A 23,649-nucleotide genomic window follows, 5' to 3' on the forward strand; every position below is an offset into this window, starting at 1 on the left:
AAGCCTTCCGGCCGCAGCACGAAAATGCGCTCGCCATTGACAATGCCGAGGGTAAAACCGAAACCGTCGTTGGACGGGATCGCCGCGACATCGCCGACACGGGCGCGCGAAATGTGGATTTCCGGCAGAACACTGGCAACGAGGTCGGCAAGATTGCCGAAGCCGTCATTGCGCATTACCCGCAGCGCACCGACGCCGGTTGTATAGCGTTCGCGCCATGGGGCAACGATATCCGCTCCGGTCAGCGCCTCGGAAAGACCGCCGACAAGCCCAACGAAACAATCATTGTCGCCCCACGAAAACGGCGTCCGGCGCATGGCATCGCAGGCCGCATCGAACCGGCCACGCCAGCCATCCATTCTGACAAGCGGTTTCATGTGTTCTGGCCCCATGGAATGTCCCAATTCTCGACAACGCCGGAATAGCGGCCAAATTCATCGCCATCCCGCCGCTTCTGCCCCTCATGAGAGGATTTCAGAGGGTTTGTGCGTGCCAGCATGGCAATGGCCGACGAAATCAGATTGAGAGTGATAGCCCCCTCCTCGCCCGCCGCCGGCGTTTCCACCGGCTGACCATCGACAATGCCGAGAAAGGAAACCTCTGCCGGCCCCGCCGCCTGCCCTGTTTCGGGGTCGAGAAGCAGCTGATGCACCTCGACCGGCGCCAGGCGAACATCCCAGCCACGCACGAGCTGCTGCACGGCCGGTGCGATCTGCGAGAATTTGATATCCACCGTCTGGATGGTCATGTCGGAAACGCGCGGGATTTCCGGAACCTCCAGATTGACGCCGCTGACATAGGTCCGCGTGACCACGGACCCGCTTTCGCCATCGATCACATAGATGTCGATATCCTCGCCACCATTCCAGAACCCAAGCGCAACCGGCACCCCCGTGTCACGATCCCGCGCCGTCACATAGACCAGCGACCGCGCCACAAGTCCCCGCTCCCGCGCATTGACCAGCGCATCCATGAAGGATGCCGAGACGTTTTTCATCTCACACACCCCGCTTCTGGATAATTGAAAACGATATGCCGCGCACAATGTTGCCACTGGCACTGCCAGACTTGTATGACTTTGGCACGATTACGCACGGGCAGGCAGGCTTCACCAGCGTGACCACATCCCCGGCACTGACAAGCGCCGGAAGCCGCGGGAACACATCGAACGCGCCCGTGGTCCCGCCAGCCGTGGCAACCACATTTTCCGAGACCTCGACAAAGGCGGTTTTACCGCTCGACGTGATCTGCAACTTGTCGCCAATCGACAGCTGATAGCCTGCCGGTAGGCCCGATAGCCCCAGCGAAAACCCGCTGACCGAAGCCACCGTCACCGAGGCGCCGGTGAGCTGGTTGCCGGACGGATCACGACGCGGACCGCAGATGAACGGATCGCGAAACAGGAAAGGTTCCTGCGCACCGTGAAGCCGGTTGACCAATGCCGAAATCTCCGATGCCTGCGGCAAGCGGACCGGCCGCACGGAAACCTCGGCGCCCCAGAGAGGCGGCGCCAGTTCGGCTTGCCAGTAAACACCCTCGCCTGCGCCCGACAACTCATCATTGCGCTGAATAACCCAACGCATCGGCAATAGCGGCAAATGGTCGAAGAAATCAGATAATGTTTTCATCAGCCCACCCTATTCGGGTTGCGCTGGATCTCCTGAATGCGCCCTGGCAACACAAAGCGCGAGAACTTATCAAGCTGTCTGGATACCTCCGCGCCGACGGCCTGCGCATCGCTGGCATTCGTGCCTTCCGGCATGGTGATGTTGACACCGCCGAGATTGATCGCGGTGTTCGCCGTCCCGGCTTGGCGCACGCCCTGCATGGACGGCAATGTCGGCATGCGAAAGCGCCCGACAAGTCCGCCATCGGCGAGCTTGAGCGCCTTGCCGCTGTTGATCGCCTCCAGCAACGGACGGTTGGCCCGCGCGGCGCGCGCGTTGATAACGTGCTCGCCGTCTGACAACCACGCCGGTATCCTGTCCCCGCGCGGCCCGCCGGGACCCGTGAGCTTGCCGCCGCCCGTCGCGTCGATCCGCCCGCCCCTGGCAGCATGCACCGCGCCGCCGTTCGCACGGCCAAGACCCGAAAGCGCCGTTAAAAAATCACCGATGCCCGGACCAGTGCCAAAAAGCGTGTTCAGTGACAGGTCAAGAAGCTTGTCCCCGATGCGGCCAAGCGCATTGCCGAGCGCATCGGCAGCGGACTCACCCGCAACAAGATCGGAGATAAAGCCGCCCATCGCATCCTTGCCGGTCTGCTTCACATCGTCGATGGACTGGTAGAGCCGATAGTTTGATGCAGCGGCCTTTTCAGCTTCAGCCGCCGCTGTGGCGTAGCCATCGGCCAGCCGTTCAATATCGGCGCGGAGGGCCGGCGTGATCTCAAGCCCGGCTTTTTCAGCCTGAACAAGCAGATCATGGGATGCACGAGCCTTTTCCAGCGCATATCCGTAGTCATCGACAAAAGGATTGAGCGATGCCTGCGCAGCCGTTTCGGCTTCAAGCGCCGCCTTGCGCTGCATCATCATTTCGATGGCGCTGGTATATTCGTCATCACCGCCACCGCCGGCAGATTTACCGCTCGCGTTCCGACGTTCATTGGCCTCAAGCGATGACCGTGCCAATTGTTCAATGCGGTCATCGGGCAGGAAGCCGCCATCAGCCTCAAGCTGTTTCCTGATCTTGGCCTTTTCGTTCTCAAGGGCAAGGGCCTCTTTCGTCAGGCTGTTTTCGCGATCAAGCTGAGCCGCATAGGCCTCGCCGACCTGAAGCATGGCCTCGCCTTCGCGGCGGGCGTCGGAATACCCCGTATATGCTGAAACCTGTCGCTCGCTGAGGTCACCGGATTGGCTGACATTGACGGTATCCAGAAGCGTCATGAACTCCCGCGATTTATCGACAAGTTTCTGGAGCATGCCGAAGATCGGCGCCAGCTTGGCGACATAGCCAGCGGCATCAGGATTGGCGTCCGCCATTTCCTGAAGTGCGCGCCGGGCCTCGGCAGCCCCTTCTTTCGTTCCGTCGAAGTCATCGATAATGTCAGCAATCGCCTCGCGCTGATCGAGCGATATCGGCATCGCCTGGCTGAAGTCCAACAGACTGTCGCGGGCTTGCTGCAACTCGCGATTCAGGTCATTTACCTCGCTGGCAGCTTTTGCGCCCTCGAGGCTCTGAAGCTTCTGCGCAGTCTGCTCGACCTGATAGGCCAAATCGGCGACAGGCTGCGAAACCTCCGTTGCTCGGATTTCCCGCATCCTGTTGATGACATCCTGGAACCCGACACGTCCGCGTTCAAGATCGCGCGCCATATCCTGAATGCCAAAAACAGCATTCAGATCGACTGAACCGCGCTCAAACTGATGTGTCAGCTCTTTCGCTTTATCGATTACTCCGCCTAGCGTATCGTCATCGCGGAACCATCCGAAAAAGCCTTCTCCCGTCTTGCTAAGACGATCGTATTCATCTGCCAGCGACTTAATTTTTCGATAGCGTTCGCCGTCGGTGAGGTCGTCAATGGCTTCCGTGACACCATCGACCTTGGGCGCAATGTCTTCTGAGATCAGGCCGAGGCGCTTCAACTCAGCATTGACAAGCTCTGTCTGCGCCTTGGCCTCTGCCGAGCGCTTGGAATATTCCATCAGAGCAATAGCAACAGTACCGCCAAGCAGCAGACCGATGGGGCCGGCAGCAGCTGAAAGTCCACCGAAGGCGGTTGCCAGACCAGAGACAGACGTAGCAGTGCGAACCGCAGCCGCGAAGCGCACCAATGCCGCGCCGGAAAGCCCGAGCGTCCTGATCATTCCCGTCAATGAACGCCCGACAAGCGCCCCTGCAATGACGCCGGCGAGCGCCAGCACCGTGTCAGCCGTCTGATCGAAGTTGTCGGCAAGAGCGTTCAGCCCGGCAACGAGGCGCTGCGATGCGCTCCAACTCTCGTCAGTCTCCCCGATATAGCGGGTCAGCGCATTGTTGATCCTCGTATAACCCTGTGCGATGGTCTGCGTGGCATTTTCTGCCATCTTTTCAATTGTTGGCAATCCTCGCTGGAAGGCCTCGAAAAACTGGCGACCGGAAACCTTCCCGTCATTGACGAGCTGCTTGAGCCGTGAAACCGAACCGCCTGCCTCATCAAGACCGTTGGCAACAGCAATCAGGATCGGCCGTGCACCTTCATTGATCGAGTTGAATTCCTCAGCCTGGACCCTCGCCTGCCCCAATAGCTGCCCTAGCTGCGTCAGCGCGCCAGATGCCTGCTGCGCGGATTTTCCCTCAACCTTTAGAGATGTTGCTACGCCTTCGGTAAAATCAAGCAGGCTTTCCTGCGACTGCCCAAGATTGTCATTTGCCTGTGCTGCTTTTCCGAACAGATCGGCAAGGGCTGTAATCGGGGCGGAATTCTTCTGAGCGGCATCAAACAAGCTGTTCAAGACACCAACCTGCTTTTCACCGACAACACCGGCAACAGAAAGGGAGTTTTTCGCTCCCGTCCATGCATCGGCATAGCGTGCGACCTCTCGGACCGACAGGGCCGAACCGAGTGCCGTTGAGGAATAGAGCAAGCCGCGAAAAGCGTTGCGACCGACGTTTGAAAGCCTACGGTCCATATCGGCGGCGCGCTTTTCGATCTTGCGCATAGACCGCGCGGTTATGCCGGAGATCTTGGCCATCTGGTTTTGATAGCCGCGAAACTCGGCGGACATCTGAACCACCAGCTTCTCAAGGTCTTGTGTCGCCATGCTTCACCTACGAAAAGCCCCGCAAGGGCTGCCTGATTGACGCTTGACTCCCCCCACCTGTCCGCGCAACTTTCGTTGCTGGCCAAGCGGGAGAGCAAAAATGAAGAAAGTTTCGATTTTATTGGTGTTTTTTCTGGCCCTATCTGGCGGCAACGTAATGGCCGCTGACGACACCAGTGACATCGGAAAGGCTTCTGAAAAAGCTCGCGACCTCGCCCTTTTGACGGTCGCAGAAATCTATCTTTGCAGAAATGCCCCGCCGGAAGACATTGGCTACGCGATGATGAGAGCAAAAAGGTCGATAATCAGGACCTACAGTTCCTTGGCCGGAAAAGAGTATGCTTCGAAAGTTTATGAAGGCATGGAATACACAGTTGAACAATACTATGGCGATACGGCGCATAGTGATGTAAGCGACTGTTCTGATAATATTTCTGACAAATTGCGCGAATTTGAAAACGCATTTGCTTATATGGAATACCTTTCAGATTAGCCCATTTCCTGCATCCATTCCCATATCTCATCGGCCTCGCTTTGACTGAGCTTGCCAGCGCTCTCATCGGCGCTGTTTGCCTCAACATAGCCTTCCAGAGCCGCGTTGAACTGCCACATGGACATCTCGTTGACCTGTTGCGGCGTGAACCCCATGACTGCGCCAGCCCCGTAAACCTTTGCCATTCTGATCTTTCCGTTTGGAAGATCGTCTAGTTCGGTTCCCCGGCTGGCGCTTTTGGCTCCCCCGGCGGCTCCTCCGGTGCGCCCATCAAACCGGCCATCAAGACGACCTGCGCAAGGGCAAGGTTCTCCATCGGCGGCCGCTCCAGCACATATCGCTTCACAAGGCCAAGCGCATCTTTCGGAACCATACCGGCGCCGATCAGCCCGAGGCGGATGGTTTCGGAGATGTCCTCAATGCGCCATTCGCCGGTTTCCATGCGAGACAGAAGGAAATATGGACCGCAACCGGTCTTTTCCTGAAGCTCCGAAATCGCCCCCCAGCCGAGGCGAAACTGATAGTCGCCATCGGCAAAGGGTTGTTCAATCATTGCATCGCGCATCAGGCTGCGGTCCAGGTGCCAGTCATCTCGCCGTCGCTCTGCATGCCGATCGACGACTGAACACGCCCACCGTTTTCAGCATTCGGCTCGAAGCTTTCCAGATGCATCGCGCCCTCCCAAAGCATGGTGCCGGTCGAGAACTCGATCGACACTTCGACGTTGATCGAATCCGTGCTCTGGAAGGCGTTCCACCACGTCTCAACCGCCGCGGCTGCAAGAACGCCATCACCGGAGATCGATGCCGACAGGCTCTGGACATCGCGGCCAAGCCATGCCGCCGCGTCGGGATCGTCGCAATCGGGAATATCGATTTCGTTCAGGTTCTTCGAGAAGGTGATCGACTTGGAGGTCAATCCGCAGGGTGCGGAAAACACTTCGGGATCAGCGCCATCGCCGAGCTTGATCAGCATCTTTCCGAACCGGGCGGTTACAGGTTTTGCCATTTTGACATGCTCCATGGTTGCGCCGCCGGACACCCGGGCAGCGGTTGCAGTTTCAAGTTGTCGTTGGTTTCAGTCGGTCTCGACAAAAGCCGAGAATGTCATGGCAGCGTGGTTTGTCACGCCGTCGGGGTCGCGCATGATGCGGGTTACGCGGTGCTCGAGCATCACGAAGGCGTTTTCCGCCAGCGTGAACTCGGCACCATGCAGGCATTGGCGAACAGCGCCGGCCAGCTTGCGAACCTCTGCCGACCCATAGGCCTCTCCCGCACCCCATGACCAGCAATCAACCTGAAAGCTGATTTCCTGACCTGCGATGCATTCCGCGTCGTCTTGAACGCTGTCGGTCGGTCCGAGTGAAGTGTAAGGCGACTGCGGCTTCGGTTCAGCCGGGACACGATCAAAGACCTGGCCCGCCACAAACGCGGAAACCGCCGCATCAGCCTTCAGCCGGTTCATGACGGCAAAGGCAAGCTCGTAACTGGCATCCATATCAGCCGCCTTTCGCTACACGTTTTGCCGCGTTCCGCGTGGCTTTCCTGATCTTGCGTTTCGCGTTTTTCTGGTTTGCTCGCCAGGAAACATAGAAGTAAGGCTGCGCCTTCATTTTCACCGTTCCGAACTCGATCCAGCGGGCGTAGTAGGCTTTCTCGTTGCCGGCATAGACAGTGATTGTCAGATCACCGCCAAGCGACTGTTTCACGGCAGCAACGACCGTCGCGCCCTTTGGCACATTGCGGCCCCACGTCCAGCCGATGCTGTCTCGAAGGTCGCCGTTATCGACCGGCACAAGCGATTTCATCATCCGTACGATATCGTCGGCCTGTTCGGCCATCGCATCGCGGATCATCGTCTTGGCAACTTTGGGTAGCCTGTCCAACTTCTTTTGCAGCTTGGCGCGGCCAAGGACCGTTGTCTTTCGCGCCATCAGCTCGGCTGACCTTCCTTGACCAGCATCTCAATCCAGTGGTTCATGCCATCGACATTGACCGGTGGCGCGGTGATCGCAAACACCCGCGAAGGGTTCCGCGCATCGACAATCCGCCAGTCTGCTGTCACCGCCGATGCCTGGGCGCTATACCGGATACGAACGGTGTAGGGCTGCACACCTTGCAGCCGCGCCGCCATGACGGTCTCTGTGCCGTTTCTGGCGATCATCTGCGCGCGCTGGCTAAACACTGTCTCGAAAGGCCCGGCAACGTCATTGCCAAAGCCGTCATCGGTTACGCCGCGCTTCTGAAACTCAAGCCTGTGGCGCAACGCGCCGCCATCAGTCACCGGTTTCGTCATCGCTGGTTTCCGATTGCTTGCGCGCCCCAGCACCGGCCTTTACCGCAGCATCTGCACACGCGGCGCGGACGTTGTAGTCGCCGCCGGCCCGATAGGCGATTGTCACGCGCGGATTCTCCGGTGGCGACCATCGAAAGCGCCGGCTGAATTTGACCCAAACCATGACTTCCCCCTTAGAGTCCGAGGCGCCGGCGCTTGCTCAGCAGCGCGCGGATGGCGATAGAATCCGGCAATTCGGAAAGCGCCGCGTGAGACACCTCCGCGCGCACCTTGTACCAGGCCGCAACGATCATCTTCGCCGCCTGCCTGACTTCCGCCGGCACGTTTTCCGGCTGGGCGCCGTATCCGGCCGTGAACCGCACGGTGATTGTGTCATCGCGGCAGTAGAGCGACGGGACAGCGAAACTGTCGAGAAACTGGAGATATGCCCCGCGCGCCGAATTCAGCAGAATGTACTGATCGGCCGGAAGCGTCCGCGAAACATTGTCCTGATCGAAATAGGTCACGCTGGCGGCCGAGACATCAGGAAAGCACAGGATCATCCGCGCGCCGGTCCAGAACGAAAAATACTGCTCCCATTCCTGATTGATCAGGCATCGCCCGAGAATCCCGCCATAGCCGTCAAGGTGCTGCTCGACCGCAAGAATATAAGCCGAAATCAGATCATCATCATCATCGAAATCAACGGCAAGATGCGCCTTGACGTCATCGAGCGTAAGAATGCGAGCGACAGGCTCCGCGATCCGCTTCGGCGTAAGATACACGATGATGCTCCCGGTAAATGAAACCCGGGCCGCGCAAACGGCCCGGAAATGATGTCTTGTTACGCCTGGTCGGCCTGCGGGTTGGAAAACCCGTTGCCCTTGATCAGCGTGGCGCTGATCGGCGTTCCGGTCCCGTGCGTGCCGGAGAAATCGGCCAGCAGTTTCAGGTAACGCTTTCCGCCCTTGTAGCCGAAGCGATAGGTCGCGGCGCCCGCATGTTCTGCCGTCAGGGCCTTGATGATGCCGTCCGTCACGGTCTCGACGCCAAGCATGTCGGCGGCGGTGACATCGGTATAGGTCTGATCATCATCCGAATGCGACAGCTTGAATTCGATCTTGTTGGTGCCCGAGAAGGTGATGCCGCCCGCCCCGATCGCAAGAAGGATTTCCGCGCTCTCGTACCCCTGCAGGTCGAGCGCCGCCGGCGTGTTGTCGGCGGTAAGCACTGCAGCGCCGATCGCTGTGACGAACATCAGTTTGGAATGAAGGTCTTTCATCGTTCATGTTCCATCTGAAAGGTGTTTAAGAAAATCGGCGATGACGGATCACCGCCGATATTGTGGCTTCAGACTTGCGATCAGGACGTCCCGACCTTCAGCAGCTTCAGGGCCTCGAAATTCGCCACACCGCCGCCGACGCGCTTGGTCGTGTAGAAATGGATCCTCGGCTTGTCGGTGAAGGGATCGCGAAGAACGCGAATACCCTGCCGGTCGAGAACCATGTAGCCGCGGCGGAAATCGCCGAAGATGATCGGGAATGCGCCAGCCTCGATCTTTGGCATGTTGTCGTCGGTATAAACCGGCTTGCCGAGGATTGTCGCCATTTCGGCAGCTGCATCCGGCGCGCGCCAGATGAGGTTGCCGTCGGCATCCTTGAACTTGCGGATCGCAAGCATGGTCGGATCGCTCATCACCCAGGACGCATTATTGCGATAGCCGGACTTGAGGCTGTAGTAGAGATTGAGAAGAGCGTCATAGCCGCCCGTACCCGACGCGAAAGCGCCGGCTGCACCGGAAACGCTGTAGCCGAGCTTGCCCCACTCATAATCGGCATTGGCAACCGTGTCATAAGACAGGATGCCGCGCGGCTTTTTCACGCCGCTACCGGAAACGAAGGCGGCGCCTTCAAGCTCGGCAAAGGTCGTCTGTACCTCATCGGCCAGCCAGGCGGCAATATCGATGATGCCGTCATCCAGCATCTTCTGCGTCGTTGCCGGATCGGCGTACATCTCCATGACCGCGAAAACGAGCTCGCGAAGCGTCGGAGTTGCCGTTTCCGGTCGCGCCTCTTCCTCGCCAACCCATCCCGCGCCGGCGCCGCCCATGTTGATGAACTTGCGGTATGTGTCGGTCCCGATCGGCATGACCGTTGCCAGCTGCCGGATCACCGAGGCGACGCCAAGTACCCGGTCGATGGTCCGCTCGGTTTCGACCGGCACCAAGAAGCCGCCGTCGGGGTCGGACTGGGTTGTCAGGCCGGCCTTGACCTCAAGCTCCGAAAGACCGGCATCAGCACCGCGACGGAACCACTTGTCGAATACCTGGCCATGCTCGCGCTGTTCCGGCGTCGGGCCGTCGCCATTGCCACCGTTCAGCTTCATCGCCTGCTGGAAAGCATTGATGTCGTCGAGCGTCTTCTGCAGCTTGGAGATTTCGGCGTTGATCTTCTCGACCTTTTCCTTGCTCACGACGTCGTCGAACCTGGCGTTGAGACCCTTCACTTCTTCCTCGTGAGCGGCCTTGAATTCCTCGACCGTCTTTTTGAGTTCAGCGAAGACGGCAGGTGCATTTCCGCCGTCGGCGCGCACGCCGTGAATACCGCGCGCACGGTGATTGAGAACCATGTTCATGATTGAACCTCAGTTTTTGAGAATGTCGATAAGCTGCCTTGCAGCAACCGTGAAATCGCCTGCATCGCGCGCGGCGTCCCGGCTTGCATCGCGCTGGGCCGGATCATCGGAAATCAGGTTCGACAGCATGTCGGACCGTTGAGCGCGGGTGAACCCCGCCTTAGCAAGCGCGGCTTCCGTCTGTCGCCGCGCCATGATCTGTCGATTGTCGTTGCTGGCATTCGCGGTATCCGCCGCCATGCCTTCGTCGACACGGTCGGAGAAGCCTTTTTCGACGGCAGCGGTCGCGCCGAGCCATGTGCCGTCTCCGCGTGAATGCGACATTAGTGCCACAATTTCATCCCGCTTCAGGCCGGTGCGCGCCTCGTAGATGTCGGCCAGCGCGCCGTCAAATCCCGCGAAAGTTTCGGCCGCATCCGCAAAGTCGAATTCATTGCCGATGACAAGTCCCCAGGCCTTGTGCACCATGATGAACGAACCGCCGCCCATTACGACTTCATCGCCGGCCATGGCGATGATCGATGCTGCGCTGGCCGCCATGCCGAAGACTTCGACGGTCACCTTGGCGTTGTGCTTGCGCAGAAGGTTATAGATCGCCATCCCTTCGAACATGTCGCCACCAGGCGAGTTGATCTGAACCTTGACATCACGCTCGCCGATCGAGCGCAGGGCGGCAGACGTGCGGCGGGCGGTAAAACCGCCACCGGTCCACGGATCCTCGCCGATGATATCGAAGATCGAAATTACATTGTCGCTGCTGCTTTCGGCGGCAATGGGTTGTTCTGCCCATTTGGCGAAGACATCGCTCGGCGGGTCGAACTGGAAATTCTGAGGACGCTCGAAACGCTTTGCCTCAGGAAGTTTGCGCAGGCTCATTGCTTGCTCCCGTTTTTGCCCCGGCCCGTTCCGGCAGATCGTTGCCGCCTTCGACATCCGAATAGTCGGAATAGCCGCGTACCTCGTTGACGGTCATCCACGGCTGATGTCCGCCGCTGCCGAGCGCCTTTGCGAAGAATTCCGCCTGGTCCTTCATTGATCCGCGAAGAAGCGCGGCTTCGTTGAACTTGCACTGGTATTCATCGACTTCTTCGTCGGTCAGCAGATCGCGCTCGACCGCCTGTTCCCAATTGGTGAACTGAGGAAGAAGACCATAAGTGACGAAGAAAATAGCCAGAGAGTCGATGCCGGACCCCCAGCTCGTCTCATCCATCATCAGAAGAGGCCTTGGCGTCCCGAAAATCCGGGCAATCGCCTCGATCTGCGCCGACAGGTTTTCCGTCTGAAGGCTTTCCTCCAGCGTCTTGCCGAACAGTTCAGCCTTCAGCCCCTCTTCTAGGAGAAGCCATTTGCCGGCATTGTCCGCCCCCTCACGCTCGCGCATTGAGGTTTTCAGGTTGTTGCGCGCCTCCGGCGATAGCGACTTTTCGGTGCTCAGCGAACCACCGGGCTGCATGTTGTTGTCGAAGAGTTTCTTCGCGGCGGTGCGGATAGCCTTCGCGAGATCGATTGCATCACTTGCCTGCTTGAGCCGCGACGATCCTTTCACGCCGTCGACAAGATCAAGGTCGCGGATCGCGAAAATATCGGACTGCTGTAACGTCGTTTTCACGCCGTTCCTGTTGGTGACATCGTAGGACATCGACCAGTCGATATTCTGCTTCGGCTCCACGACGAACTTTGCCAGAGGCTGGAGCTGAATGATCCGGTCGCCGGAACGAACGATCTGGGCGCAGGCAATACCGTCCCGCAAAAGCAAGGCCTGCATCAGCCGCTTGAATTCAAGAGGTGTCTGCCAATTGTTCGGCTTGCGGTGAAGCAGACGGTCAACCGGGTGATTGACAGCCCTGCCGTTCGTATCGCTACTTTGCGATTTGTCTTTGTAAACGAGATGCGCCGGCAGCATGCCGATGCTTTCGGAAAGCAGCCGCATCGCACGGTTGATCGCGTCGTTCTTCATCACGTCGGCGGAAACAGATCCGTTCACCGACCGGCGGATTTCCTCCAGCAGCCTCGGGTCGTCAGCGGAATACTGGCGACCACCGGAAGCTGATTGCGTCGCGGCTTTCGGTCTGGAGCCGAACAGCCCCGAAAAGAGTTTCATCCGATAACCTCAATGCCGCGCTCGTTGTAAACCGAGACGCCGACTGCTTCCGGGTTGCGGCTCATGATCATCACAGTGTTGAACAGTGCCATCAGTGGGTCGATTTTTGCCGTCCCGCTCTGCGCCTTCGTGACGATCACGGCGTTGCCGCGCTTTTCGACCTTGGCGTTGCCGACGCAAAACGTCATGATCCGCTGGCCGCAATGGACGAATGACCGGTTTTTCAGCTTGACCGGAACGGATTTGATTGCAGCGTTCAGACGATATCCCTGAGACACGGCTTCAATGTCGTCGATCTCGAAACCGGCATCGATCAGCGCGTCAATGATGCTGGCAACGCCCTCCGGGTCCATGCCGATCCCGCGCTGTTCCGGTAGCTTTCCGGCATCGCGAAGCTGGACGCAAAGATCAACGATTTCGGTGTTCGCCTCTTCCTCGAGGTTATCGACCAGCGTCAGTTCGCCCGCATCGACAAGCTTTTGCAGTTCCGGCGCGATGCTCTTGCGCAGTTTCAGAACATCCTTGTCAGCCCAGGCCTTGCCCCAGTGCTGCCAGACTTTCGTTTCGGCATGGCGACCGAGAACCGCGAAGCCGAGAAGATCGTCAAGCCCGCCACCATCGACGCCGATAACGCAGACGTCGGAGGTTTCAACGATCGTTTCGAACGTGATGTCACGCGCCGCCTTCAGCCAGTAATCGGCGCCGGCCCATGCCCCGGTCCCGAGACCCACGCCGACCTGAACGTTAAGATGCTGCGAGGCGAACAGCGTCATCGCGTCGGAACCCTCCCGCTCGGCCTTGCGCATCTCGTCGCGCAGATATTCGAGCGAAACGGATCGGTCGAGGTTCGGATTGACCAGCGGCCAGACGCTTTCGTCCTTCCAGGTCTCGTCTTCCTGCAGTTTCTTCGGCAGCTCATAGAGCACCGCAAGCAAAGGCAGGTCGAGCTTTCCGTCGCGAACGTCCCGCGCCTGCTGCAGCTCACGCTCAAACTGCCCGGTCGGCGGCGTCTTCGACTGCGTCGTAATTTGCAGAAGAAACCCCTCGTCTCGCGATGCCAGACCGCCGCGAAGCTCGACGAAGATTTCTCTAGCTTTGGCCTTGCTGGCCAGCACATGGGTCTCATCAACAAGGATGAAGGTGCCCTTTGACCCGGTGATGACATCGCCATCGGCCGAAAGGATCATGATCACGGCCAGCGTGTCGTGATGCGTGATCTGCTTCAGATGTTGCTGGGGCTTGAACAATTTCGACAGCGTATGATCGAGGCGGATTATGCCGAGCGCCGTTTTGAAGGCAATACCGGCAATCCTCTGCGTCGGCGCAATCAGGATAAGCTCAGCTTCCGGGCGCTCATTCAGGATCGCGGCCGTTACGATAATCCCCGCGGCGATAGCCGATTTTCCGTTTTTCTTCGGGATCAAAACGAAGAATTCTCGGATCATCCTCCGCTTTGTCTCAGGGTCGTAGGAGCCGAAGATCACGCGAACCAGGTCGAACACCCACTCCTCGCATACCTCTCCAAAAGTAGGGGTACCGATAAGGTCCGGAACTTTCAGCCGTTTGAATATCCGAAGCGCCTTCTCGGCCGGAGCATCGAACAGCGGAAGGTCCGGGATCAGCGACTGTTGCGACAGAAGCCGCTCTTCCCAATCCACCACTGCCGTTGACCAGGTCTTCGCGCGGGCCGCATCGAGCATCTTCGACATCAGTGCTTGTACCCCGGCCGGATCAGGTCTTCCCAGCCGTCGCCGGCATCATCGCCGTTCACCAGCGCGGCGGCCTCACGGCGGGCCTTTTCCTTCTTGCCGACCTTCTCGGCCGGGACGTGATCCTCTTCGTCGTCACTTTGAACGTCGCGCATGGCTTTCGCCGCAAGCATGCGATCGTTCTTTTCGACCTGCTTTTCCAGTTCCTTGAGAGCGCCGACATTTCCTTTTCCGGCCTCGGCAAAAAGCCTTTCGAACTTCCATGCCTGCATTCTCACCCGCTCGGCATCCCGTTCGCGAAGCTCTGAAAAATAATGCTTCTTCAACGTCGGCAGCGACAGGCAAAGTGCCTGGGCGATAAGGTCATTCGCCCACCCAAGTGCCAGTAACATCTTGACTTTATTGCGACTTTCCCGCGTCGGCTTATGCGCAGGCCGCCCCCGCCGCCCGGACGGCAACGTGTCCGGGTTGCCGAAGAGGTCGAAATATTCGGTCATGTCGAAAAAAATCTCCGAATGAGAGAGCCGCCGGTTCAGGCCGGGCCGCCCCTCTGAACTTTTTGCCCCCCCCTGCCCAGCCGGAAGCGGTCAGCCGTCGGCGCGTTCCTGCCGCTGCTTCAGGCTGTCATGGCAAGGCTTACAGAGGGTCTGCAGGTTGTCTTCGTCCCAGAACATCCGCTCGTTGCCACGATGCGGTTTCTTGTGGTCGCAAACGAGCTTGGACAGATTGCCCTCGACATGACCGCAACCCGGCATCTGGCATTGAAACAAATCGCGCTCGAATATCTTGAGCCGCAGCCGCGACCATCGCGCCGTCCGGTACCACTTGCGCCACGGCGCCCGCGCTTCGCGATTGCGATCATGCGCGCGGCTGTCGCCAACGGTCGAGCCGATGCGCGGCGACGACGACGTGATGCGTGGTGCGAGCTTGTGAAGTCTTGCCATGTCCGATTGATCGGGCGATCCGCCCTTCGAAGTCTGCCAGCCGCGTTGCCGCTGCAGCTGGCCTTTTTCCATTGTGCCTGTCGGCAACCGCGCTCTGGTATTCTGGTTGCAGGGGCAGGATTCGAACCTGCGGCCTTCAGGTTATGAGCCTGATGAGCTACCTGGCTGCTCCACCCTGCCTGAATTTCTGTCGTGTCGTGATTTACGCATAGCTTACGCACCGGCCATGAATCGCGTCCGCCATATCGGCTGTCGTCAGGGCTGGGGGCGAAGGGCTTGCCGTGATCGCCCCCGCCGGGGGTCAGCTGCCAAGGGCAGCAACGGTAGCTTAGGTACGACGCCTCGTCCGCTGATAAATAGTTCACAGCTTTTCGATAAATGCAAGGGGTATCGGAATATCGAGCTTTCCGGCGAACATCGTCGCCTTGATCACGGCAATGCGCTTGCGCCGGTCGACAGACCTGACATGCGCGCAAATACCTTCAAACGGACCGCGCATAATTTCGACGAAATCACCCGCCAAAACCGTACTATCTTCTTCATCTGTCTCATCAACAATTTCGCTCATCGCCATGAATTTCATGGCAACATCATTGCTGACCAGATAAGGCTCACCATCCGCCCTATGCAGCACATGGCGCACGCCGTCGACACCGTTCATGCCCATGATGGCCGCCGGGCCGACAAGGCATCGCACCATCAAATAGCCCGGAAGTGCCGGCCGATCCTTTCTGATTTTTTTCCGGGTCTGTCTGTGTATAACGATCCGCTTTTCCATCGGCATCAGCGTTTCAACATCAGCTTCTTCCAGCGAATCACGCACGGCCTGCGCCTTTCGCCCGTCGATGGCCAGCACCACCCACCGCGCCCGCTCCGGGCAGTTCTGCCAGTGCCGCCGCGCTGCTGCGTCGATGAAGTGCACGGACATCGCCCGCACCTCAGCCCAGCGGGCCAAGGCTGCCTGTTCACGCTTCGAAAGGTCGTCGATCCGTGCCGTCATCATTCCGCTGCCTCCTGGTTGGTTGCCGCTTGCGCGGCGCGTTTGAATGCTTCAAGCCCGCTCGGGCCGCCTTTGGGGAAATAGACCACGCGCTGGTTGCCGGTCTCCGGCACGAATGGCAGGTGGTTGTCGGCGTGCCAGTCTTCCCAGCGCCGCCACATGTCCGTGCCCACAGGCACCGGCTCCATCTCCTCGGCCAGCGCCACAAAACCCGCCTCCACCGGCTCAAACCGCCGGTCGCGCGCCGCCCGGTCGAGCGCGTTGACGCCCGGAAACCCCTCCAGCGTGCGCCGCGCCAGTTCGCGTTCCTCGAAATCATCGGGAAAGGCCAGTTCGTTGTCCCGGCTGACCGTCACGCCGCAGCGTTCGGCAAAGCGCAGCGCCATGCCAAGGTCGGTGCGACGATAAACGCCAAAGCGGTTTTCGAACAATTCCCGCAGTTCGCTGCGCGCCGGCAGTTCCGCAGGCCCTTCCAGCAGCAGCGCCATGCGCTTTGCGCCCCATGCCGGGCCGAAGGGCGGCGCTCGGTCCGCCTTGCTGTCGGTGCTTTCGGCCTTTTTGGGCATCGCCTCGACCAGCAAAAACTTGCGGTCCCGCAGGTAGACGCCCAGCGCCACCGGCTTTGGCTGTCCCTTGTTCGGCCCGGAGGAATATTTGGGGCAAATCGCCAGATAGGCATCCCGCAGTTCCTCAGCCTTCCGACGGTCTTCCGGCGAAAGGGCAACAAACTGCTTCAGCCCCCATGCGCTGGACGAACCGGCAGCATTCGGCCACGGGATCGACTTCCCGCCGCTGCCAAATTCCAGCACACGAAACCGCTTCTCAAGCCCTTTCTGCGTTTCATCCGGTCCGGTCTCTGCGGTCTGGCCTTCTTCCCGATCGAAAGATTGATCGCGCTCGCGCGCACCCTCTCTCTCTCTTGATGGTTCTATTGATGGTTCTATAACGGTTCGGGTGTCACCGTGACACCCGTGGGGTGACACCGTGTCACCCGTCATGTCGTCAGTGTCACCCGTGACAATTGGCCCCACGGGTGACACCGTGTCACCCGTGGCAGCATCGGAACCGGCATCTTTTGCCGGTCTGTTGCGCCGCCCGCGCGGTGGAATTTGCGGCAGCTTTGCAATCGCCTGAAGGCTCATATCGTAGTGGTTGCCAATACCGACGACGCCCGAGGCTTCACGCACGAGAACAAGAATGCCCTCCTCGACAAATTGATGAAGAATGCGCTGCACGGTCCGTTCCGACAGTTCCGTTTCCGTGGCAATCGTTTCAACCGCCATCCATATCCCACTTCCGTCATCGCTGGCGGCATCCGACAGGCGAATTGCAACGGCCTTCCGGTTCGGGCTTCCGAAGACAGATTTGCGCACCTTTTGCTGAACTTCGATGCTCATCCCACCCCCTCCAATTCCCGCAAAATCCGGCAGATGTCCGCCTCGTCGAGGCGGCAGAGCGCCGCTATCTCGTAGGTCGAGTGCCGGCCTGCGTCCCAAAGTTCGCCAATGCGCGCGCGCAGGCGTTGCCCGCGCGGGTTTTCGTGTCGTCTGGCGCCCTCAATCATCACGATTGCCCTCCAGAAGATGCTGCAAACCGGGAAAACCCTTTGCCGCCAGCGCATTGATCCGGCGCAGCGCGTACAACACCGTGGTGTGGTCGCCATAGCCCAGCACGCGGGCAATCTGCGGGTTGCTGGCGGCCGGAAAATTCAGGCGCAGTTCCCAGGCAATCAGGTGCTTTGCCAGCGTTTGGTCAGCCCTTCCCCGGCTGGCGGTCAGCGCGGCCGGCGCAAAGCCCATGGCCCGCGCCCGGCGGCGCATATAGGCGTGCAGGGTTTCGCCCGGCAGCGCCTTTGCCGCAGCATGCTGCCCCGCCGGCTGCGGTCGCGCGGGCGGCGTCATATCCATGCCCGCCGCGCGCCTGCGCTCGATCCTGGCAAGTGCTGCCGATATCGCGCTGCCGCAGCGGCCGAAAGCATGGCCGATTTCGGTCAAGGCGGCATCGGGAAAGCGCTGCCGCATTTCAAAAATCAGATGGCGCCGCCACGCTATCAGCGCGGCGTCATGGCGCATCGAGCGGATTTCGGCAATATCCAGCCCGCAGGCCGCGCAGCGCTCCAGCAGAAAGCGTTCCAGCGCATCCGGCGGGCAAACGGCGCGGCGCGGGTCGTGATAAACCCCGCCGCTGCCCGCCGGTTCCGCCGGCGGCTGCAAAAACACCAGCCGCCGCCGCACGGGGTTTCCCGGCGCTGGCAGCGCCGCTTGCGCACGGGGTTGTTTCAAAAGCCGCCGCCGAATTGCGGCATAATGCGCCTCCAGCGCATCCGGCCCGCTCACCCCGGCGGGCATCATGGTTTTTGCCGTTGTGGTCATTCCGGTCACAGCGCACCTCCAAACAAGGCCAGCGGCGATGCGTCCGGCTCTTTCGGCAGACGCCGGACAATTTTCCAGTCTGCCTCTATGCGCCGCTGCGCAATCGCTGCGTATTCGGGATTGAGTTCGATGAGATCGGCCTTGCGGCCATGGCGCAGCGCCACCAGCGCCGTGGTGCCCGCGCCGCCGAACGGATCCAGCACCAGCCCACCCTTTGGGCAGCCGGCCAGAATGCAGCGCTCGGCAAGCTCCGGCGGAAAGGTGGCGAAATGGGCCTCCTTGAAGGCCTGGGTGGCCATGTGCCACACGGTCAGTTGCGCCGGCTCATAATTGCGCAGATAGCGCCCCTCGCCCCGCCCGAGTTCGTCGAGGCCGGTGTGGTTGATGTGGTTGATGTGGTTCTGGTGGCGCGGCGTGACCTCCAACACCTTGCCCTGTTCGCGCCCACGCCTGTGGCGGGAGCCATGCCCGCCCTCACCGGTATCCCATCCATCGGGCATTTTCACCTTTGCCCGACGCTGTTTCGCGGGGATATTTTCACCGAGGGAATGACGGCCATGCGCGCCGCCGGTCATTCCAGCCGCGCCGGAAACCCGCACCGCCCCAGCATCATAATACGCCCCGATCCGCGACCAACGCGGCCCCAGCCGCGCGGCATCGGTCACCAGCGCACACATTTCCGAAAGGTCCGGGAAAAACGAAATCTCGCCGGTATCGCGCGCGCGCCACACATCGCCGTCGCCGGTTTTCGTCAGCATGAAAATCTTCTCATGCGCCGTGGCCGGGCGATACGCGCCGGAGCTATCCGGCATCGGGTTGGACTTGCCCCAGACGATTTCCGAGCGCACCCACCAGCCCGCTTCCTGCAGCGCGATCGCCAGCCGGTTCGGGATCATGCACAGGTCTTTCGGCTTCAGCGTGCCGCCCACCGTCGAAAACGGCTTGTCGCGAAACGTCCGGTCATCGCTCGCAGCAAGCTTCGTATCGGCAGCGCTGCGCCCGTTCGGCGCGGTGGCATAGCAATCGCCATAGTTCAGCCACAGCGTGCCCGTGGGCTTCAGCACCCGGCGCACGGCCTCGAACACGGCAACCATGACCTCCAGATGCTCGGCAAGCGTCGGCTCCAGCCCGATCTGGCCGTCCACGCCGTAATCGCGCAGGCCCCAATAGGGCGGCGAGGTCACCACGCAATCCACGCTGTCCGGCTCCATCCGGTTCATCATTTCGATGCAATCGCCCGCAAAAAGCCGAACCCGGCCATCGAGAAACGTGGTGAAATCCGCCATCACGCCGCCCTCTTTTCGCGCGGTTGATAGAGTAGCGCGCAATGCGCCGCGCAAAAGGACTTGCCGTCCTTGACCGGCCGCCCGCAGCAGGGCGGATCGGCCAGCGGCGGGTCGTCGACATCCGTCAAAATCAGCCGGCAATCATAGGCGCCCAGCGCGGACAGGATGACCGGCGCGGAACCGGGAATGCCAAGCCCGGCAAAATCACCCGCCTTCCTGTCGGCATCGGCATCCGCCAGCGCTTTCGCCTTTTCCGCCTCGGCCAGATCGGCGGCGCGCCGGCGCGCTTCTGCCGCCCGTTCGGCTTTTCGTTCCTCAGCCTTGCGCTGCCGTTCGGCCTCGTTTGCCATCCGCCGCGCCATGTACTGGTCATCGCTGTTGCGCTTGCGAAACCGGTCGCGGTGGCGGTTGGCAATGCCGGCCACGGCGCTGCGCCCGCAGCCCATCACATCGGCAATTTCGGCATAGCTCATGCCATCGCCATAAAGCGCGGCCATGCGGTCGATGTCGGTTTCCGTCCAGGGTTTGCCGGTCATTGGTCGCCCTCCCGGTCAAGCGGCAGCGGAAGCTGCATGCCGAGCGCGGCCAGATAGGTCTCGAACACGGCATCCTCTTCCATCACCTCTTGCTGGTCCTTCTTGCGCCGGGCGATAATCCGCCGCAGCGCCTTTGTGTCGAAACCGGTGGCCTTTGCCTCGGCATAGACATCCTTGATGTCATCGCCGATGGTCTTTTTCTCTTCCTCCAGCCGCTCGATCCGCTCGACGATCGAACGCAGTTGATCGCGCGCCACAGCAGGCCCGCCGGCGCGCACCTTTGCGCGCGTCTCCCGGTTTTCATCCGTCCGGCCGCCAATAGCCATCGGGTCAAAATCGCTCATGGGTTTGTCTCCGTTGTCTTCGCGGCGCCAAACCGCGCTGGCGCACCGCCCTTCAGAAGCCGTTCAGCAGGCCGCCAGTCTTCCGCGCCTTCAATGTCCTTGCGCACGGCTTCATCCTGCGCCGCGTCATGGGCGGCCTCGCAGGGCATCGCGTTCAGCGGGTGGTCGCTCCAGCCGCAGCGGCAGCTGGTAAACCCGGCCACCGAGGTCAGCTTGCAATCGGCGCGCGGAGGAAAATCTTGCGCGTTCATGCCTCAATCCTCCCTGGTGTTGCGCCGCGGACATGCCGCACAGCCTTGCCCGCCCTGCGCTTGACCGTCAGGGCGGTTTTCATCATTCGGGCTTCTGATTTCCGGCGCGATAAAGAAGGCCAATCGCTTCGAGCGCCGCAGCAGCAAGGAAGCCAATTCGATCCTCTTTCCGGTCAGCCAGAAGCCGAGCGGCCCGTGCAAGCGCGGCCTCGACTTCGTCGACCTCCGCCCGTGCGAAATAAATTCCCGATAGAGCTTCGACATCAGCAAGCTCCTCCCCGCTGATTGAGATGCGCGGGTCCGCATACCAGGCGTCCCGCGTTCTGGTCGGCGCCCAGCCAAGAAGGCGGGCGGCGTGGCGAATGCGCGCCTTGACGCTGCCAATGGCAGGCGGCGCGATATGCGTGCGCAGAGTGTCGCGACAAAATGCTTCGACGGTCGTCATCAAGCACCCCTCATAAAAAATCGGATAATTCCAACACCTTGTCGGAGTTATCCGATCCCGGACCTGCTTTTCTGTCGGCATCGATGCGAACAGGAAAAACAGGCCGATATGCAAAAATCGAAATGGGAAAACGGCAGGCTGGAAGGACTTGCCGGGGCGGCAAAAAGAAGACGCCGCCCCGACTGCGCAGACCGGCCGGGAGGTGGAAGCCAGCCCTGCGCCGCGCGCGGTTCCCAGGAGGCAGCAAGAGCCCCTTCCGCGCGCGAAGAAAAACAAAAGACCCTGCGGGCAGGATACGCAAAACACCCCTGCCCGCTGGACGCCGCCCACGGCCCGTGCTTTCCTGATTTCGCCAGAAACAAGGAGACAACGAACCATGGACGAAACAGAAAGATTGACGACCCGCCCGGCGCAGCTTCTTGGACGCATTCATGCGCTGGAAGGCGTGATCGAAACGATGATCACCCTGATGCCGGACCCCGCCTTGTGGCAGATCGCGCAGGATGTGGAGTACAAACGCCGCTTCGCGCAAACGCCGAAACAGACGGATTTCGAGCGCGATCTTGCCGCCGGCGCGCTCGAATGGCTCACCCCCTTGAAGGACATGATCACCGAGGAACAGGCGGCGCGAAGCGAAGGGGCGAAGTTCAGCGGCATCGAGCCCACGCCCGAAGCCAGGCTCAAATGGCGGCAGATTCAGGAATACGACCCCAGCGCCGATTGAGCCGCTCCAGCATTTCCCGGTCAATCTCCGCTTCCGTCTTTCGACCGCTTTCCAGCGCCATGATCTCGAACATGCCGAGCGGCATGAGCCCATCTCTCTTGCGCCGCCGCATGATGCTTCGCACGTCCTGCTGCCGCCGGCTGACGAAACCATGCCCAAGCGACTTGAGCGGACGCTTGCCGCCCGTAACCCGGCCCCGTTCGGCCAATGCTTCCCTGATTGTATCCATGTCGAAGACTCCTCGATTGAAGAAAAAGACCCCGCCCCGGCCAACGCAATACCTGCGGCCAGAGGCGGGGCAATTGGCGCGCGGCAGAACGAACCGAAGAACCGCGCGCGAGGGGAACCTGAAAAACCGGAGAGGAGCGCCATCAATAGCCCTCCCATTCATCCTGTCCGTCACTGGCAAAATCCTCGGCGGCCATGCGATCGCCTTCATGAAACAGGATCACGACCCACACGGCGGAAACCCCGAGCACGAAACCGAGGATCGGCGGCAGCGCCGAAAAAGCGGCGACAAACGCGCCGGCAACAATGCTCATCATCCAGCGGGTCATTGCGCAGCCTCCTGGGGAAGCGGACCGTAAATGTCCGGTCTGAGAGAATGCCGAGAAATCCCGGTCGCTTTCTCGATCGCAAGAACGCGCGTTGGCGGAACGTCCCGCCATTGCGAAATCGCAGAGGGCTGAAGGTGCAGCGCGTTCGCCAGCGCGACGCGCCGGCCACGTTCACCATTGAGATATGCAAGCAAGTGTTCCATGTCCGAAATATTCAGCACCACTGAAGTTAAGTCAAGCTGAATTTTCAGTAGCACCGAATGGGAACCGTTTTTAAGACAGGCTAAAATCGCGCCATGGAAAAGGTTGTCCCGAATTTCAAAAAAGAACGCCCCAGCTATTTCTTCAAAGAATGGCGCAAGCATCGTCGGCTCACACAGGAAGAACTGGCGTCACGCATCGGCGTGTCTGCAAGCAGTGTTTCGCAACTTGAAAACGGGAAGCAGGGCTTCACGGACTCTACGCTCGAGGCCTACGCGTGGGCGCTTTCATGCAACCCCGGCGACCTTTTGATGCGCAATCCGCTCGAAGAAAATGAAATGTGGTCGATATGGGATCAAGCATCAAAGGCTGATCCGGCGAAGCAAAAGCAGCTGATCGATTTTGCCCGTTACGTACTGTCGCGAACCGGCACTGACGGCTAGTCAATCGTCTTATAACACATCAGTTGAATATCATTACTGAAATCCATGACAGCCCTGTCCTGCAAGGCCTTCCCATTCCAACGCGGCTCATCATACGCTATTATTATCATCTGCTTTGTGATGTCCTTAAACACATCGGCTTTTTCCACCAAACTCATTACCTTCGAGATGCTTACGCCGTTTTGCCGCGCCCTCATGATGTTTTCCGCAAGCTTTCCTAGAGCCTGGCAAGTCCCCGCCGAACTATCTTCAGCCACCGCGGTAACAGGCATCACAAAAATCGCTAAAACGGCAACAAAAGTTGTAACTCTCATTTAACTATCCCTTCCAGATCACTGCATCCATCGGCCCCGAACAAACAGATTAGCGTCCGATCAATGCCTGCGGCAAGAACCACCCTCGAAAGCTAACGCTTGGCCGAGTGTCGTAGCGTCATTCGACACTCGATATTAAGTGGCACTTATTTTTTGATTGACATTAAATTTAAGTGGTACTTATATTTCCTTCCATCAGGCAATCCCCACGCCTGACAACAGCCGCCGCCGGAACCGCCACAGGCGCAAAGCGCCACCCGGCGGCGGCATCGCAACAAGG

General features: G+C 59.9%; 34 protein-coding genes and 1 tRNA gene. 3 read left to right on the top strand and 32 right to left on the bottom strand.

Going from position 1 to position 23,649, the window contains the following annotated elements:
* The 4 genes from ABID12_RS18695 to ABID12_RS18710 all read right to left on the bottom strand — a co-directional run.
* On the bottom strand, positions 1 to 377 hold a 377-nt coding region (locus ABID12_RS18695; RefSeq protein WP_354435612.1), incomplete at its 3' end, for a DUF6950 family protein.
* Entirely contained in the window at positions 374 to 997 is a 624-nt protein-coding gene (locus ABID12_RS18700; RefSeq protein ID WP_354435613.1) for a hypothetical protein, read from the bottom strand. The genes ABID12_RS18700 and ABID12_RS18695, both read right to left, overlap by 4 nt.
* Before the next feature lies 1 nt (position 998).
* Complete coding sequence (locus tag ABID12_RS18705; RefSeq protein ID WP_354435614.1) at positions 999 to 1,628, bottom strand: hypothetical protein; 630 nt, start codon at positions 1,626 to 1,628, stop codon at positions 999 to 1,001.
* Entirely contained in the window at positions 1,628 to 4,741 is a 3,114-nt protein-coding gene (locus ABID12_RS18710; RefSeq protein ID WP_354435615.1) for a tape measure protein, read from the bottom strand. Before ABID12_RS18710 ends, ABID12_RS18705 begins: the two co-directional genes overlap by 1 nt.
* A gap of 100 nt (positions 4,742 to 4,841) precedes the next feature.
* On the opposite strand from ABID12_RS18710, the gene ABID12_RS18715 reads away from it, so the two are divergent.
* Complete coding sequence (locus ABID12_RS18715) at positions 4,842 to 5,234, top strand: hypothetical protein (RefSeq protein WP_354435616.1); 393 nt, start codon at positions 4,842 to 4,844, stop codon at positions 5,232 to 5,234.
* Here ABID12_RS18715 and ABID12_RS18720 read toward each other — a convergent pair.
* From ABID12_RS18720 to ABID12_RS18835, 24 genes are all read right to left on the bottom strand, one after another.
* Entirely contained in the window at positions 5,231 to 5,419 is a 189-nt protein-coding gene (locus ABID12_RS18720; RefSeq protein WP_354435617.1) for a hypothetical protein, read from the bottom strand. The genes ABID12_RS18715 and ABID12_RS18720 overlap by 4 nt on opposite strands.
* Positions 5,420 to 5,445: 26 nt before the next feature.
* Positions 5,446 to 5,799, bottom strand: coding sequence for a gene transfer agent family protein (locus tag ABID12_RS18725; RefSeq protein WP_354435618.1), 354 nt, complete (start codon positions 5,797 to 5,799; stop codon positions 5,446 to 5,448).
* Positions 5,799 to 6,242 carry a phage tail tube protein gene (locus ABID12_RS18730; protein WP_354435619.1) on the bottom strand — a complete coding sequence of 148 codons (444 nt, stop codon included), beginning with the start codon at positions 6,240 to 6,242 and terminating at the stop codon, positions 5,799 to 5,801. The genes ABID12_RS18725 and ABID12_RS18730 overlap by 1 nt, the downstream gene beginning before the upstream one ends.
* Before the next feature lie 69 nt (positions 6,243 to 6,311).
* Complete coding sequence (locus ABID12_RS18735; protein WP_354435620.1) at positions 6,312 to 6,731, bottom strand: DUF3168 domain-containing protein; 420 nt, start codon at positions 6,729 to 6,731, stop codon at positions 6,312 to 6,314.
* A 1-nt stretch (position 6,732) separates the two neighbouring features.
* Positions 6,733 to 7,167: an HK97-gp10 family putative phage morphogenesis protein gene (locus tag ABID12_RS18740; protein ID WP_354435621.1), complete on the bottom strand. Its 435-nt coding sequence runs from the start codon at positions 7,165 to 7,167 to the stop codon at positions 6,733 to 6,735.
* Complete coding sequence (locus ABID12_RS18745; RefSeq protein WP_354435622.1) at positions 7,167 to 7,529, bottom strand: head-tail adaptor protein; 363 nt, start codon at positions 7,527 to 7,529, stop codon at positions 7,167 to 7,169. Before ABID12_RS18745 ends, ABID12_RS18740 begins: the two co-directional genes overlap by 1 nt.
* Positions 7,510 to 7,635 (bottom strand): hypothetical protein, encoded by a 126-nt coding sequence (locus ABID12_RS18750; protein WP_354435623.1) that lies wholly within the window; start codon positions 7,633 to 7,635, stop codon positions 7,510 to 7,512. The genes ABID12_RS18745 and ABID12_RS18750 overlap by 20 nt, the downstream gene beginning before the upstream one ends.
* Positions 7,636 to 7,702: 67 nt before the next feature.
* Positions 7,703 to 8,293, bottom strand: coding sequence for a head-tail connector protein (locus ABID12_RS18755; RefSeq protein ID WP_354435624.1), 591 nt, complete (start codon positions 8,291 to 8,293; stop codon positions 7,703 to 7,705).
* 59 nt (positions 8,294 to 8,352) lie between these two features.
* Positions 8,353 to 8,790 (bottom strand): hypothetical protein, encoded by a 438-nt coding sequence (locus ABID12_RS18760; protein WP_354435625.1) that lies wholly within the window; start codon positions 8,788 to 8,790, stop codon positions 8,353 to 8,355.
* A gap of 80 nt (positions 8,791 to 8,870) precedes the next feature.
* Positions 8,871 to 10,142, bottom strand: a complete 1,272-nt coding sequence (locus ABID12_RS18765; RefSeq protein WP_354435626.1) for a phage major capsid protein — start codon at positions 10,140 to 10,142, stop codon at positions 8,871 to 8,873.
* A 9-nt stretch (positions 10,143 to 10,151) separates the two neighbouring features.
* Positions 10,152 to 11,018: a head maturation protease, ClpP-related gene (locus ABID12_RS18770; protein ID WP_354435627.1), complete on the bottom strand. Its 867-nt coding sequence runs from the start codon at positions 11,016 to 11,018 to the stop codon at positions 10,152 to 10,154.
* Entirely contained in the window at positions 10,996 to 12,243 is a 1,248-nt protein-coding gene (locus tag ABID12_RS18775) for a phage portal protein (RefSeq protein WP_354435628.1), read from the bottom strand. The genes ABID12_RS18770 and ABID12_RS18775 overlap by 23 nt, the downstream gene beginning before the upstream one ends.
* Positions 12,240 to 13,952 (bottom strand): terminase large subunit, encoded by a 1,713-nt coding sequence (locus tag ABID12_RS18780; RefSeq protein WP_354435629.1) that lies wholly within the window; start codon positions 13,950 to 13,952, stop codon positions 12,240 to 12,242. Before ABID12_RS18780 ends, ABID12_RS18775 begins: the two co-directional genes overlap by 4 nt.
* Positions 13,952 to 14,449: an AraC family transcriptional regulator gene (locus tag ABID12_RS18785; protein WP_354435630.1), complete on the bottom strand. Its 498-nt coding sequence runs from the start codon at positions 14,447 to 14,449 to the stop codon at positions 13,952 to 13,954. The genes ABID12_RS18780 and ABID12_RS18785 overlap by 1 nt, the downstream gene beginning before the upstream one ends.
* A 90-nt stretch (positions 14,450 to 14,539) precedes the next feature.
* Positions 14,540 to 14,968: an HNH endonuclease gene (locus ABID12_RS18790; RefSeq protein ID WP_354435631.1), complete on the bottom strand. Its 429-nt coding sequence runs from the start codon at positions 14,966 to 14,968 to the stop codon at positions 14,540 to 14,542.
* A 31-nt stretch (positions 14,969 to 14,999) separates the two neighbouring features.
* Positions 15,000 to 15,076, bottom strand: a tRNA-Met gene (locus tag ABID12_RS18795).
* Positions 15,077 to 15,257: 181 nt separating this feature from the next.
* A complete protein-coding gene (gene nusG, locus ABID12_RS18800) occupies positions 15,258 to 15,755 on the bottom strand; it encodes a transcription termination/antitermination protein NusG (protein ID WP_354435632.1) in 498 nt (165 codons plus the stop codon).
* A 140-nt stretch (positions 15,756 to 15,895) separates the two neighbouring features.
* Positions 15,896 to 17,293 carry a helix-turn-helix domain-containing protein gene (locus ABID12_RS18805; RefSeq protein ID WP_354435633.1) on the bottom strand — a complete coding sequence of 466 codons (1,398 nt, stop codon included), beginning with the start codon at positions 17,291 to 17,293 and terminating at the stop codon, positions 15,896 to 15,898.
* A 159-nt stretch (positions 17,294 to 17,452) separates the two neighbouring features.
* The gene (locus ABID12_RS18810) at positions 17,453 to 18,268 is read right to left on the bottom strand and encodes a hypothetical protein (RefSeq protein ID WP_354435634.1); all 816 of its coding nucleotides are present in this window, start codon (positions 18,266 to 18,268) and stop codon (positions 17,453 to 17,455) included.
* 5 nt (positions 18,269 to 18,273) lie between these two features.
* Positions 18,274 to 19,554 carry a DNA-methyltransferase gene (locus ABID12_RS18815; protein WP_354435635.1) on the bottom strand — a complete coding sequence of 427 codons (1,281 nt, stop codon included), beginning with the start codon at positions 19,552 to 19,554 and terminating at the stop codon, positions 18,274 to 18,276.
* Entirely contained in the window at positions 19,554 to 20,090 is a 537-nt protein-coding gene (locus ABID12_RS18820; protein ID WP_354435636.1) for a GcrA family cell cycle regulator, read from the bottom strand. Before ABID12_RS18820 ends, ABID12_RS18815 begins: the two co-directional genes overlap by 1 nt.
* Positions 20,087 to 20,368, bottom strand: coding sequence for a DUF2312 domain-containing protein (locus ABID12_RS18825; RefSeq protein ID WP_435528263.1), 282 nt, complete (start codon positions 20,366 to 20,368; stop codon positions 20,087 to 20,089). Before ABID12_RS18825 ends, ABID12_RS18820 begins: the two co-directional genes overlap by 4 nt.
* Positions 20,369 to 20,430: 62 nt before the next feature.
* On the bottom strand, positions 20,431 to 20,685 hold the full coding sequence (locus tag ABID12_RS18830; protein ID WP_354435638.1) for a hypothetical protein: 255 nt from the start codon (positions 20,683 to 20,685) through the stop codon (positions 20,431 to 20,433).
* A gap of 82 nt (positions 20,686 to 20,767) precedes the next feature.
* Positions 20,768 to 21,130: a hypothetical protein gene (locus ABID12_RS18835; RefSeq protein ID WP_354435639.1), complete on the bottom strand. Its 363-nt coding sequence runs from the start codon at positions 21,128 to 21,130 to the stop codon at positions 20,768 to 20,770.
* Positions 21,131 to 21,506: 376 nt separating this feature from the next.
* Between ABID12_RS18835 and ABID12_RS18840 the strand changes: the two genes are divergently transcribed.
* Positions 21,507 to 21,854, top strand: a complete 348-nt coding sequence (locus ABID12_RS18840) for a hypothetical protein (protein ID WP_354435640.1) — start codon at positions 21,507 to 21,509, stop codon at positions 21,852 to 21,854.
* Here the strand turns inward: ABID12_RS18840 and ABID12_RS18845 are convergent.
* The 3 genes from ABID12_RS18845 to ABID12_RS18855 all read right to left on the bottom strand — a co-directional run bounded on the left by ABID12_RS18845 (position 21,811) and on the right by ABID12_RS18855 (position 22,776).
* Positions 21,811 to 22,083 (bottom strand): hypothetical protein, encoded by a 273-nt coding sequence (locus ABID12_RS18845; RefSeq protein WP_354435641.1) that lies wholly within the window; start codon positions 22,081 to 22,083, stop codon positions 21,811 to 21,813. The two genes, ABID12_RS18840 and ABID12_RS18845, sit on opposite strands and share 44 nt — an antisense overlap.
* A gap of 142 nt (positions 22,084 to 22,225) precedes the next feature.
* Complete coding sequence (locus ABID12_RS18850) at positions 22,226 to 22,411, bottom strand: hypothetical protein (RefSeq protein ID WP_354435642.1); 186 nt, start codon at positions 22,409 to 22,411, stop codon at positions 22,226 to 22,228.
* The gene (locus ABID12_RS18855) at positions 22,408 to 22,776 is read right to left on the bottom strand and encodes a transcriptional regulator (RefSeq protein ID WP_354435643.1); all 369 of its coding nucleotides are present in this window, start codon (positions 22,774 to 22,776) and stop codon (positions 22,408 to 22,410) included. Before ABID12_RS18855 ends, ABID12_RS18850 begins: the two co-directional genes overlap by 4 nt.
* Between ABID12_RS18855 and ABID12_RS18860 the strand changes: the two genes are divergently transcribed.
* Positions 22,708 to 23,055 (top strand): helix-turn-helix domain-containing protein, encoded by a 348-nt coding sequence (locus ABID12_RS18860; RefSeq protein WP_354435644.1) that lies wholly within the window; start codon positions 22,708 to 22,710, stop codon positions 23,053 to 23,055. The genes ABID12_RS18855 and ABID12_RS18860 overlap by 69 nt on opposite strands.
* Here the strand turns inward: ABID12_RS18860 and ABID12_RS18865 are convergent.
* The gene (locus ABID12_RS18865; RefSeq protein WP_354435645.1) at positions 23,052 to 23,369 is read right to left on the bottom strand and encodes a hypothetical protein; all 318 of its coding nucleotides are present in this window, start codon (positions 23,367 to 23,369) and stop codon (positions 23,052 to 23,054) included. The two genes, ABID12_RS18860 and ABID12_RS18865, sit on opposite strands and share 4 nt — an antisense overlap.
* Positions 23,370 to 23,649 lie beyond the last annotated feature (280 nt).

Origin of the sequence: Martelella mangrovi (assembly GCF_040545495.1) — a bacterium.
Lineage (GTDB): Bacteria > Pseudomonadota > Alphaproteobacteria > Rhizobiales > Rhizobiaceae > Martelella > Martelella mangrovi.